The organism is Polaromonas sp. P1_E12, assembly GCF_056405975.1.
The window spans coordinates 409,377-422,326 of sequence record NZ_JBFUBB010000003.1 but is presented as its reverse complement, the minus strand read 5'-3'; the positions used below and the strand labels follow the sequence as shown (position 1 = coordinate 422,326).

At 61.7% G+C, this 12,950-nt stretch carries 5 protein-coding genes; all 5 read right to left on the bottom strand.

Annotated features, from left to right (window positions below; translation table 11 throughout):
- Positions 1 to 6 precede the first annotated feature (6 nt).
- Positions 7 to 7,758 (bottom strand): hemagglutinin repeat-containing protein, encoded by a 7,752-nt coding sequence (locus AC1D13_RS11850; protein WP_477689576.1) that lies wholly within the window; start codon positions 7,756 to 7,758, stop codon positions 7 to 9.
- A gap of 37 nt (positions 7,759 to 7,795) precedes the next feature.
- Positions 7,796 to 9,466 carry a ShlB/FhaC/HecB family hemolysin secretion/activation protein gene (locus AC1D13_RS11845; protein ID WP_477689575.1) on the bottom strand — a complete coding sequence of 557 codons (1,671 nt, stop codon included), beginning with the start codon at positions 9,464 to 9,466 and terminating at the stop codon, positions 7,796 to 7,798.
- A gap of 604 nt (positions 9,467 to 10,070) precedes the next feature.
- Positions 10,071 to 11,372 carry a TRAP transporter large permease gene (locus AC1D13_RS11840; RefSeq protein WP_477666516.1) on the bottom strand — a complete coding sequence of 434 codons (1,302 nt, stop codon included), beginning with the start codon at positions 11,370 to 11,372 and terminating at the stop codon, positions 10,071 to 10,073.
- Complete coding sequence (locus tag AC1D13_RS11835) at positions 11,369 to 11,869, bottom strand: TRAP transporter small permease (protein WP_477666515.1); 501 nt, start codon at positions 11,867 to 11,869, stop codon at positions 11,369 to 11,371. The genes AC1D13_RS11840 and AC1D13_RS11835 overlap by 4 nt, the downstream gene beginning before the upstream one ends.
- 10 nt (positions 11,870 to 11,879) lie before the next feature.
- On the bottom strand, positions 11,880 to 12,881 hold the full coding sequence (gene dctP, locus AC1D13_RS11830) for a TRAP transporter substrate-binding protein DctP (protein WP_477666514.1): 1,002 nt from the start codon (positions 12,879 to 12,881) through the stop codon (positions 11,880 to 11,882).
- Positions 12,882 to 12,950: the final 69 nt, after the last annotated feature.

The window sequence follows — 12,950 nt, the reverse complement described above, 5'->3', positions numbered from 1 at the left end:
GGAATTTCACCTTAGCTTCACGATGGTCATGCCATTGGCATTGACGCCGGTAACAACCTTTACCAAGGTTTGATCGTTGAAAGAAGTTTGAATTTTGGCTGCGACTACCTTCTGTTGAGCGGTTCCGTTTTCTAGTCTTGCTATCGCGCTCTTAATCCAGTCGTCCGTCATCTGCGTATCCATACTTCCCGACGGTCCACTCAATTTAATCGACCCATTCGCATTGAGCGGCTTAACCTCATTGATGTAGACCTTGTCGCCTTTGACATATACCCCGTCAAAGCAATTGCCACTGCCGCACTTTCCTTCTAACTGCGTAAAGCCGTTTCGAGCGAAGTAGCTGTCCGCAATGTACTCGCGCAATAGACCTTGTGCGTTGGTGTTAGGTAAGCTGTCAAGCTGGCGCAGAGTGGCTTGCTCCACTGCGCTCAAGCGCACGGGCAATGCTTCTTCTGTGATTTGTTTTGTGCTGATGTTACCCCCACTGGATGCGGTCGCACGGCCAGCTAGAAATACATCTACTTCACCCAAAGCCCGACCGAGCGTGGTTAGCGCGCGGCTACCGATCGCCCCGCCGAGTACGAATTCTTCGACAGGGTAGCTGGGTGTCGCCGCGCCGTTCAGCGCAATCAGTTGCTCCAGTCGCGTCTGGTCGCGTTGATCCATGCCCGCAGCTATAGAGCTGGGTAGCTGGCCCAAGAATGTGTTGGCGTAAGGGTTAGCACGCTGCTCGGCCGTTGCGCTGAAGTAGGTTTGTTGCGCCCCGTTTGCGGTCATGATTTGGCCGTTCACGCTTATGGGCTGCCCTGTGTAGGGCGCAAGCAAAAGCTGTGCTGTTTTAAGGTCGTTCAGATATTTTTCAACACCTCCCAAAGCTCCTTCGCTGCCAGGCTGCGCTGCAGTTTGAGCCAACGCAGTGAGGTAGTGAAGGTTTTTGTCGTATTCGCGGGAATCGGTTTGACCTTCGGCCGCACGCTCCATCAAATCAGTCCACTTGACGGCACTGGATATTTCGCATGCTGAGTTGCCACGACACTCCTGCTTCGCCTTATCTTTAGCCAACTTTTCGATCAGGCTTCGCTCATTGGGATGCAACTGCCGATTATTGGCATCCACAGTAAAAGCAGTAGCGGCCCCCTGCGCACTACCGAAGGCCGCACCCACCCCCGCAGCTGTCAAACCAGCAACCCCTTGCGCAATGGTCTTCGCTGCCCCTTCACTCAAACCTGCGTTCTGCAAGCCCTGCTGAACGCCGTCCTGGAAGTCGTTCATCAGGTTGGCCGCGCTGGCGCTGGCTGCCGCGCCTGCCGCCCCGCTCAGGCCACCGCTCAGCGCGCCTGCCGCCGTGTGCAGGGCAATGCGGTAGATACCACCTTCTTCCCACTTGGATGCTTCGGCCAGCAGTGCGGCTTTCTTTCCTGCATCCTGCTCTGCTTTGGCTTGCTCTTTGAGGTCTTTGCCCTGCTTGGCTGCAAAGTCGGCCACCGCCTTGGGCGCTTCCCTGCTGAAGGCCTGCGTTATTGCCACCTGCGCATTGATTTCGTTTTGGACTTTGGCCGCATCAAAGATGGGTTTGATACCCGTCTCGGCATCGGTACTTCTGACAGCGGTATTACCTGCAATGCCCGAGATACCGCTGCTGCTGGTGCTGCTGACATCCGCCTTGTCTTTGCCGATGCCGGCGCTGCTGGTGCCGGCGCTGCTGCCCACGGTCACGCTGTAGGCGCTGCCTTTGTAGGCGGCCTGGTTCTGGATGTCGCTGATGCTCAAGGCGCCACCGGTGGTGAAGCTGTTGGCGCCGGTATCGACGGCGTAGTCTGTACTGGCAATCACGCTGCCTTTCAAGGCGGTGTTGCCTGCTACGTCGACCTGGAAGCCTCCGTCTCCTGCCTTGATGCCGCTTTGCTCGGCAACGCTTTGGAAGTCGCTGCCGATCTTGCTTTTGCCGGCGCTGACGCTGCCTGTGCTGGTGCCGTAGCAGAAGGGCGGTATGCACAGGCTCAAACTAAAGCCGGAGTTGTTTTGTTTGGCGTCGAAGGTGGCGCTGTCCTGCAGGCTTTCGATGTTCAGGTTGCCGCCTACCTCGGCTTTGACGGTGTCAGCGGCAATCACTGCGCCTTTGAGGATGGTGTCGCTCCCGCTTTTGAGGGTGACGGTGTCGCCGGCACTGCTGCCGCCGGTGATGTGGCTGTTGGTGTAGCCGGTGTCATTGCCATCGGCATTGCCGCGGGCTTTGCTGGCGGCCAGCTCCAGGGTGAAGCCGTTTTGTGCACCGCCCACGGCAAAGCCTATGCCTACGCTGGTGCCCTGGGAGCTGTTGGTGCTGTGCTGGGCGCTTGCGCTTTTGGCGGCAAGTATGTCCAGCTGGCCTTCGGCGTTGATGTCGACGTTTTGGCCTGCGCTGATGTCGCTGCCGATGATGGTGATGTTGCCCTGGCCCTGGCTGGGCTGGCCGCTGGCGTTGATGGTGACATTGCCGCCGGCGCCCACGGTGCTGCCCTGGGCCTGGCTGTAGCTTTGCTCGCTGGTGCTCTGGGTTTTGGTGCTGGAGATGCTGACACTAACTTTGAAGCCACCCAGGTTGCCCGCTGCTGCTGCCGTCGCCATGTCTGCTGCGGCTTTTGCCTGCATGGCCATCGTTGCTGCGGCCAGGGCTTTCATGCGGGGGTCTTCTGTCTGGCTGGAAGACTTGGCGACGCTATTCAGGCTTTTGATGGCATCCACGATGGGGATGGAGACGCTACCGCCGATCGATTGCTGGCTGGTTTTTTCGGTGGCAACAGAGCTGCCGGTGTTGTAGGCCTCTTTGATCAGGACGTTCCTGGCCTCAATGTCGATGTTGCCGACGTTGCCAGCCCCGCCTGTGCCGGGCTGGGCGAGGGCCAGAACCTGGCTGGCGGTTTGGGTGTAGGTTTGCCCGGCGCGCAGATCGACGTTGCCGCCCAGGCTGGCGACGGTGGAGCCCACCTGGCTGGTGCTCTTGCCGGTTTCGTCCTGGCTTTTCTGGAGGGTGCCCAGCGCCGGCTGAAGGATGGTGCCGACCATGCCGGATTTTTTTGTGGAAGACGCGGTTTCAAAGGTCTGATTGTTTTGCGCGCTGACGATGCTCAGGTCTCGCGCAGCTGCGATGGCAATGTCGCCATCGGCCACCAGCGTGGCGGCGCGCAGCGTGGTGTCGCGCCCGCTGCTGCTGGCGATGCTGCCGGCGCTGAGCGTACTGCCCACTGCTGTGCTGCTGGTCATTTTTGCTTGTTGCTCGCTGCTGCTCTTGGTAAGCACGGCGGCGCCAAACGTCACGGCACCGGTGGCCATGAGTGTTCCGCCAACGACCTTGCCCAGCCCGGTGGAGTTTTTTCGGGTCTCGCTGAACTGGCTCACAGCCAGGGTGTTGTGCCCCTCGGTGAGGTTGACGTCTCTGCCCGCTGCAATCGTCAGGGCGTTGGCTGCGTTCAGGTTGCTCGCTTGCACGTTCACATCCACGCCCGCGCCTATCGTGACGCTGCCACCGGAGAAGTTGCTGGCCTGCATGTCGGTGCGGTCCAACGTCTGGCCCGTCGTGGTGGTCTTTTTGGAGAAGAGCCCCTTGCTGGTGTACTGGTGGTTCTCGTCCACGCTCTGGCTGCTCTGCCCGGCCGTGATATTAATGTTATTGCCTGCGGTGGCCACCAGGGCCGCACCTGCTTGCACCGTTGCAGCCCGGGCGTTGAGGTCTGTCCCCGCGGCAAGCCTGACGCTGCCATTGCCTTGAATGACGGTGCCCACTTCGGCGCTCTGGCTGTCCTTGCGGTTGTTGTTGGAGTTCCAGATGATGGTGTTGTTGCTGGCCTCTGTCACTGTGCCCAGGTTGAGGTCGCGCCCGGCGGCGATCAGGGTGCTGCCTGCGGGCTGGCCGGCTGCGGTGGGGGCGTTGTTGATCAGCTCGGCGGCGATGAGGTTGATGTCGCGCCCGGCGCTGGCAACCAGGGTGCCGCCGGGGTTGGTCACGTACAGGCCGGCCACGCGGTCTATGTTGGTGCGGTTGCCGGTGCCGCCGGTCTGGGTGCTGGTGGTGCTGGCCACATTGAGGTCGCGCCCTGCCGTTGCCGTCAGCGTATCTGCGGCGATGATTTGCCCGCCGATGTTGTTCAGGTCGTTGGTGGCCGCTACCGCCACACTGGCGCCGCGGATGCGGCCGGCAAGATTTTGTACGTTCTGGGCGTTGAGGACGACAGCGGTTCGGCCTGCGATGGTGCCGCTGTTCAGCACATCGCCACTCAGGTTGAGGTTGGTGGCGCCGGCCGAGATCAGGGCGCCGTCGCCGGTGAGGTCGCCGTCTTTGACCTTGACATACAGCTGGGGCACCAGAGCTTTGACTTTAGTGCCATCGGCCAGGGTGACTTCTCGTTCGACCAGCCAGACGATGTCGCTGGTCAGTTGCGCCATCTGCGCGGCACTCAGGGCAATGCCGGGGCGCAGGCTGTACTGCTGGGCAAAGGTCACGCTGTTGTTCATCAACGCCTGGTATTGGGCTTCGTCGCTCTGGTAGCCGTCGAGGAAACGCCGGCCTGTGAGTTCAGCCACCTGCTCGCGGATGAGCTTTTGTTCATAAAAGCCGTCGCCCAGGCGCTTTTGGGTAAGGGTGGGATCCAGGCCCAGTTGCTGCAGCATGTAGTCGCTGCTGAGCCACAGGCGGTAGTTGGCAAAGCGTGGGTCGGTCTCGATCAGGAAGTTGCCTGCGGCGTTGGGGTTGATGCGAAACAGGCTGTTGTTGGGTACGGCGGTGTTGGGATTGTTGGTGGCCACGCTGGCGCCTTGCCCAAGCGAGACCAGTGTGCGGGCATTGATGCTGGTGCCTGTTCCAGCGGGCGCGGTGTTTTGCAGGTAGACCGTGGGGGTCAGGTTGATGCCTTGCACGGCACTCCCCGGGTTGTAGCCGGCGGAGGCGGTGCCGGTGTCGTCGCGGCCACTTCGGTGGTTTCTCCAGTAGTGATAGACCATTCCAGCGTCGGTGATGACGCGCTGACCGGCCACCTCAGTGTTGGTCAGCGTGCCTATGTTGCCAGTCAATGTGCCGCCGGCGATGATGCGGCTTTTGTCGTTGAAGACGTTGGCGGCGTTGATCGTCATGCTGCCTCCCGAGAGGATCTGCCCCGGGTCCGACGCTGCGACCACGGTCTCCGAGATGCTTCGGTTGTACTGGTACATCGACCAGGCTTCATAGCGACCGCCATCGGGCGTGGCCAGGTGCAGTGACTCGTCGTCGTAAGTCGTCAATCCGGGGGTGCCCGCCAGGAAACGGGTGCCGGAGCCGCTGCCCTGAAACTCGGTGATCACCGAACTGGACACCGGCACCACCTGTGTGCTGAAGTGATTGTTGGTGTTGTTGATCTGGGCGGCGTTGATCGTCAGGTTGCCCAGCGCTTCAATGGTGGCACTGCCGTTATTGAGGGTGGTGGCTTGCCCTGTTGCCTGCTTGGCGCCATCCAGGCTGTCGCCTATGGCCATATCTCCGCCGCTGAACAGCAGGGCGTGCTCTGCGTTGTTGATGGTGGTGGCACCTATGTCGAGGCGGTTTCTAGCAGCGATTACCGGGGCAACCCCGCCTTCGGCGATGTTGTTGAGCGTGGTTGCACCAATGGCGACGTGGTCGCCGTAAATGCGGCCGGTGCCCAGGTTGTTGAGGGTTACGGTTTCAATCACCGTTTCCACGCCATCAATCAGGCCGCGGTTGGTCAATGTGTTGGCATCGGTGGCGACGAGCTTGACTGCGGTTCCGCGGATTTCTGCACCGGCCTGGTTGTCCAGGCTGGCGGCCTTCAGCGTCAGCCCCTGGCCCGCGAGCAGTTGCCCCTGGTTGGTCAGCGTGCCTGTGGTCTCCAGCGACGCATTGCCGGTAGCCTGAAATTGCGCTGCGGCGGTGTGGGTATGGTTGCCCAGCAGCTTGGTGTTGAGGCTGCCCTGGCTTAAAACCTTGCCGTCGCTGCTCAGGCTGGCGGCATCAATGACCAGCGCTTGGCCGGCGATCAGGGTGCCGCCGGTGTTGGTGATGGCCAGTGTCTTGCCGGGGGCGTTGACGGCAGGGTCGTTGCCTGCATTCGGGTCTTTGATGTTCAAGGTGCCGGTTGCAGAGATGAGGCCCAGCGTGTTGTTCAACTGACCGGCGATGGTGAAGTTGGCGGTACCTGTGCCGTTGCCATCGTTCTGCACGATTTCGCCGGCGACATTGCTGAGGGCACTGGCGCCCACAGTAAGCTGACCTGCAGACACCTTGGCTGCGTCGGTGCGCAGCAGGCCAGGGGTGCTGATGGTCAAGCCCTGGGTGACGGCCATGACGGCCGAGCTGGCGTCAATACCGCCTGCACCGGCTGCCAGGTTCAGGCTGTCTGCGCTGTTCTGGCTGCCCGCCAGATTGATGCTTCCGGCGTTCAGGCTCTGCGCGCCCGTAGAAAGGTTTTGACCGAGGGCCGCAATCGTTTGTGTGGCGCTGACGCTCAACGCGCCGGTGCCGCCGGTAGCAGCAACCAGGGTACCGTCTTCCCGCAAGCCCGCTGCCAGTACCGAACCCGCCGTGCTGCTGACTTCACTGGCCGCGCCTGTGGCTGCCAGGGTAGTGTTGCCCTGTGCCGCAACCAGGCCAGCATTGCTGATGTTGCCACGCGTGCTCAGGCTGGTGTCGCCGGTGGAATAGATGGTGCCGCTGGCCGCGTTGCTGATGCCGCCGCTGGCGTCCAGCCGGGTGGCAGCCGAGCCGGCGATACGGCCCGTGTTTTGTAGCATGCCGTCAACTGTTACCACTACGTTGCCGGCAGTCGCACCAATGTTGCCGGCGTTGCGCACGCCCACACCTGCTTCGGTGCCCACCAGCGTGATCTTGCCCGCATACATGCCACCGAGCAGCGCAACGTCGAGTGCAAATGCAGGCGCAGCACCGCTACCTGCGATCGGTGTGGCGGTGGTCTGAGCCTCATCCACCGTACTGGCGCCAGTGGTGACCTTGAGCTCGTTGGCCCAGATGCCGGCGTTGACCTCAGCCGCGCGCGCGATGATGCCGGTGAAGTCCGTCCGGCTGGCGTCCAGACCGGCCCCGCTGATGTTGACCAGGCCTTTCTGGACCACATAACCTTCGAGGTTGCCGCCATTGATGATGGGCGTTCCGGTGGTGAGCGTAGCGCGGCTGGCGTTGATGAAACCGCCGCCATTGACATTGATGCCCGACGGGTTGGCAATGATCACTTCTGCGCGCTGGCCGGCCACCTCGATATAGCCGTTGATGTAGCTGGGGTGGCTGGAATTGATCTGGTTGACGATTTTGGCGGCAGAGCCGGTGGCCAGCCACGGGTTGCCCTGTACCCAGCCGCCCAGTTGGCTCTGCACGTTGGTGCGGCTGTTGTTAAGAATGACGCCGTTGGGCCCGACGTTGAACAAAATCAATTGGTTGATTGACACACCGGCAGCCGAAGGCGTGGTGATGTTCTGCACCGGCACACCATTGGGGGCCACGAGGATGGTCGGGCGCTGGCTGCCGGGGGCGCTGGGATCTGCAGCTACCTGAGCCTGCGCGACCGGGAGCCACTGCGAGAAGCCGCCCAGGGCGCAGAACACGGCGACACTGAGCGCCCTGAAGTTGAAGCAAGTTGCGCCGCTCAACGAGTCGGGCCGTTGCGCAGCAGGCGACTGTGTGGATCCGGTGGCCTTGCCGCAGCTGCTGGCGGTTTCCTGCACAGCCATGCGCATGCCGCGTGCATGGTTGAAGACGATGCGGTACAGGTTCTTGTTCATGGTGGTGCGGTTCTTCTCAAAGATCTCTTAATCAAAATCAAAAGCTGTAGTTCAGGCTGATGCCAGCAGTAGCGTTGGCTGTGACGAAACCCTCGGGCTTCTCAAGCGGGCGACCGATAAAGACGTCGTAACTCATGGCCTTGTAGCTTCCGCGCAGACCCAGCACGACACCGGTCAGGCGCCGGCCGGCCAGGAACTCGGCCGACGGGCCGCTGACCTCGCCGTGGTCCAGCCCGGCATACAGTTCCTGTCCGCTGTTGCCCAATGCCACGCCCAGGTCGTTGCGCAGCAACCAGCCGCGTTCGGCCATCAAGCTGGATTCACCGTCAAAGCCGCGCACGGTGTAACGCCCACCTATGGCAAAGCGGTCTTGCGGGCTCAAGGGGCTGCGGTTGGCTTGAGCGCGGACGCCGGCGTTGTACCGGAGCTTTTGGCCTGCTGCTTTAAACGGCAAGCTCAGATTGACATCCAGCGTGACCAGTCTGAAGCGCGATGTACCTTCGCCAAACGCTTCTTCCGGCGCAGGTAGAGAATTGAAGGCGCCAGTGCCGCGCTTATAGGCGAGGGTGGTATCCAGCGTGGACTGGCCAATGAATTCGCGATGGTTCAGTGCGGCGTGCCAGCCGCCGACCCTGCGTCGCTGAACTTCAATTTCGGTGTCGTCGATGTAGTTGTTTGAACTGCGGTAGAAGGCGCCGAGGGACAGCGTGGTCTTGCGCGCCGCGTCCCGGTAGACCAGCCGCGAGAGTTTGAGCTCGGCGTTGCTGCTGGTGCCGCGGTAGATATAACTCTGGTTCAAGCCGGTAACAGATTGCCAATAGCGGTTCTTGCTGGCGGTGGCGCCAAGCAGCCAGTAGCCCATGGGTACCGAGTAATGCACCGTGCGCCCCCGGGTGCCGCGCTCGCCTTCCTCACCGCCGCCCTGGTCACCGTTGAACGACAGGTACAGCAGATCGTTCAGGCTCAAAGGATTGTCCCAGGACAGGGCCAGGCCGCCCTGGTAGCTGCCGGTGCTTTTGGCGCCGCTGTCGTCCGCCGACAGTGAAAGCCGCAGTGGAAAGGCCTGCTTGTAACTGACCACCAGATCGCTCTGACCCGGCAGTTCGGCCGGCTCGATCTGGATATCGGCCTCGGCGGTTGGAACGCGCTTGAGATTTTCCAGCGCCTGCTCGACATCGCGCAGGTTCAGAACAGCACCGGGCTCCGCCGGTGCGGTGCTGTTCGGCCGGGTGCCGGGTTTGGTCCCCTGGGCAAAACGTATGGCACGAATGCTGCCCGGAAGCACGGTCAGCGTGAGGCTGCCGCTTTTGAGGTCTTGCGGCTCGGCCAGGATGCGTGAGGTGACAAAGCCTCGGGCCGTCCAAGCGTTTTGCGCACGCTTGATGAGCAAAGCAATGCTTTGCTCGCCCAGACAGCGTCCCAAAGGTGAGTCGCTGGCATCGGCGCCGGAGGTGGCGGCAAGCAACCAGTCAAAGCGTTGCGCAGCGTCACCTTCGCCATGCAGGGTGATCGTGCGGATCTCAAAACATGGCGATTCTGAAACAGGCAGCCGGGCTTGCCCGGGTTCGGGCCCGGCGCGCAGGCGCACATCGGGCGCGGTTTCAAGCTGTTCCCGCAAGGCCTTCTCCCGCTCCTGCGCGCGGCGCTGCTCCTGAACGCCAATGCGCGGGTCGGGTTGGGCATGAATACCGGCGGTAAGCGCCCACAAGCCAACCGCGACAGCGAGTCGGTCCAGGGAAAACCCAGAACGGATGATTGGATGCAGCACCAGCGACGAAGTCGACCGGTCTGACGAAGCTGCGCTAAAAATGCTCCCACTCCCAAGTACTTGTTTTTAATAACTATTTTCACCCAACAGTGAGTGGCAACCCTGCATGGAGAGCGATCTTAGGGGCTCGGAAGTAAGAAAACTGTAACTTCTGCCGATTGTTACTTGTATCCTTTCACATCTTAAAAAACAAAATAAGAGTACTTATTAATATAAAGATCGGCTTTACGGGGGAGGTCGGCGGAAACGTGGCGCCAAGCGAGATTTTGGAAGCTCTGCCCAAACGTGTCGTCGAAGAGACACCTTAAGGGCGGCTTTACCCAAAAACGGTTTCTGAGGAAGCCGAATCGTCGAAAACAAGCGACGGACAATAGATGCCACTGTTGAATTGCACTGAAGTCTGACCCGAGTTTTCCATCGAATATGGACTCACACTCTTTGTGAGCAGAAGGTGCTCACGGTGTGGATAAGTTCCTGGTTTTCTCTGGCGTGGCGTGAGGCCAAACGTGTTGAGCCGCGCTGAAGCCTCAATTTGGGCGCCGACTCACCCCGTATAGCCCGCCATACGCGGCAACCACAGCACCATGCCCGGCCAGAAGGTCACCAGCGCCAATGCGCCGAGCATGACGAGCAGGTAGGGCCAGACCTCCGCCATCAGTTCGGAGAAGGAGACGTCGGCGATCTTCATCATCATGAACAGCAGCAGCCCATACGGTGGCGTTACCAGCCCGATCATGATGTTGAGCACGGCCATGACGCCGAAGTGCACCGGGTCAATGCCCAGTGCCACCGCGGTGGGCAGCAGCACCGGCAGGATGATCAGAATGATGGTCGAGCCTTCCAGAAAGGCCCCCAGCAACAGCAGGATGACATTGACAAGCAGCAGGAAGGTGAGAGGTGTCATTTCCATGCCTTTGAGCATGCCGCTCAGGTGGGTGGGGATGTTCTCCGAGGTGATGACGTAGTTGAACACCAGCGCGCCGGCGATCAGCATGCCGATGGAGATGCTCATCTTCGCGCTGGACAGCAGCGAATCGTAGATGTCAGGCCAGCCCATGCTGCGGTACAGGCCGGCGGAGATCAGCAGCGCGTAGGCGGCCGCGACACCCGCCGCCTCGGTCGGCGTGGTGATGCCGCTGTACAGGCAACCCAGCAGGATCACCGGCAGCATCAGCGCGGGAAAGGCCTCCTTGGTGATGCGCGGCATCTCGGACAGCGGCACCCTCTCTTCCACCGGGAAACCGCGCCGCTTGGCCTGGAACCAGATCAGCACCATTTGCACCACGCCCAGCAGCAGGCCGGGCAGCACGCCGCCGATGAACAGGTAACCGATGGAGGTGCCTGACACCAGCGCATACAGCACCATGGGGATGGATGGCGGCAGTATCGGCCCTATCACCGACGACACGGCGCTCAGCGCCGCGGCGAAGCCCGGCGTGTACTTGCCCTCGCGCGTCATCATCACCTGCATGACCTTGCCCGAGCCGGCGGCGTCCGCCAGGGCCGAACCCGACATGCTGGCGAAGACCACGCTCTGCAGCACGTTGACCTGCGCCAGGCCGCCCGGGAAGCGGCCGACGATGGCGTTACAAAAGCGCAGCAACCTGTCCATCACGCTGCCCGTACTCATGAACGTAGCAGCCAGGATGAACAGCGGAATAGCCAGCAGCAGGAAGCTGGAATAGGTGCCGTTGAGCAGTTGCTCGGCGGCGGCGCCCACGTCCATGCCTTTCATGTAGAGGTAGAGCACAGAGCCGGCAATCATGGCCAGGCCGATGGGCGCGCCGAGCAGGCTCAGGCCGACGATGGCGATGATCGCCAGCGAAAAGGGACTTGTGAGGTTCATAGGGCGGACGCTGAGGACGGCATGTCGCGAGTGGTTTTGTCGGGCCCGTGTATCAGCTGGCGCACCGCGCGGAGGATGACCGCCACGACGAAGACAATGTAGATGGAATAGGTGACGTCCATGCGGACGCCGAGGTAGGAACTCTTCTCGACCTTCATGAAGGTGACATAGCTCCACGCGCCGGGCAGCGACATGCCGAACAGCACGATGATGGCGATGGCCACGACACCGCCGACCACCCGGCGCGTGCGATAACTCCCGCGCGAGCTGATCATGTCGATGCGGATCTCCTCGTCGTCCTTCAGCACAAAGGCCGCGCCCCACAGCACCAGCCACAGCCAGCACACCAGCGACAGCTCGGCGGTCCAGCCCACCGGCCAATTGAACAGGTAGCGCATGACGATCTGCACCAGGAAGGCGACGAAGATCACGGCCAGCAGGCCGGCGGCCACCGCTTCGGCGAAGCGGTGCAGCGTTTTCAACACTCGGGTCAGCATGGGCCGCGGGTCACTTCATGGCGTTGATCTGCGCCAACATGCCGGCAGGCCAGGCCTTGGCTTCGTCGGACGCCAGGTAGACCTTCTGCGCATACTCGCGGAAGGCGGCGATGTTGGGAACGTAGACGTCGAGCCCGCCCTTGCGGAAGCTCTCCGCCAGCTCGGCCTCGCGCTTCTGGTGCTCGGCCGTGCTCCAGGCGATGGCCTTGTCGGCCGCGGCCTGGAAGGCGCGCTGCTTTGCCGGCGACATGCCGGCCCAGGTCTTGAGGTTGACGGTGAGCACGTCAAAGCCCACCAGGTGCGAGGTCAGCACCAGCTGGCCCAGCACTTCGTTGAACTTCATGTTCTGCACGTTGGGCAAGGGATTGTCCTGGCCGTCGATGGCGCCGGTTTGCAAGCCGGTGTAGGTCTCCGCGTAGGCCATGGGCGTGGGGTTGGCGCCGAGCGAGCGGCCCAGCAGTTGCCAGGCGTCGCCGGGAGGCATGCGCAGCTTCACACCGGCCAGGTCGGCGGGCGTGTTGATCTTCTTCTTGCCCTTCAGGCCGACGTGTCGCGTGCCGAAAAAGGTCGGGCCGAGGATTTTCACCTTCAGCTGGTCTTCCACCATCTTCTTCATCTGTGCACCCTGCTCGCTGGCGAAAAAGGTGTTGAGGTGGTTGGCGTCGCGGAACAGGTAGGCCGAGGTCAGGATGGACCAGGCCGGCACCTGCTTTGAGATGTCCTGCGGCGCGATGTTGCCCACCTCCAGGTTGTCGCGCTGCAGCGCGACCAGCTCGGTGCCCTGGCGGAAAAGCGTGGAGTTCAGGTGCATTTCGACCTTGAAGTCGGCGGCGACATCCTTGGCGAACTGGTTCATCATCTCGGCGCGAATGTCTTTGTCGGAGAACACGGCAGCGAAGCGAATGGTGGCGGGAGTCTGGGCCCAGGCCCGCAGTGCGGCGGTGGCGGCCAGGGTGGCGCCCGCGCCAAGCAGCGTACGCCGGGCTATCGGAAGTTGGATGGAATGGTTCATGGCTTGTCTCCTTTGATGTATTTGGATGAAATGGAAATTGCGTGGAAATTCCGGGTGGGGCAATCGGGC

Bases quoted from the DNA above. Each gene is read 5' to 3' on its own strand.
- AC1D13_RS11850 (WP_477689576.1), bottom strand. From the start codon at position 7,758: ATGAACAAGAACCTGTACCGCATCGTCTTCAACCATGCACGCGGCATG.
- AC1D13_RS11840 (WP_477666516.1), bottom strand. From the start codon at position 11,372: ATGAACCTCACAAGTCCCTTTTCGCTGGCGATCATCGCCATCGTCGGC.
- AC1D13_RS11835 (WP_477666515.1), bottom strand. From the start codon at position 11,869: ATGCTGACCCGAGTGTTGAAAACGCTGCACCGCTTCGCCGAAGCGGTG.
- dctP (WP_477666514.1), bottom strand. From the start codon at position 12,881: ATGAACCATTCCATCCAACTTCCGATAGCCCGGCGTACGCTGCTTGGC.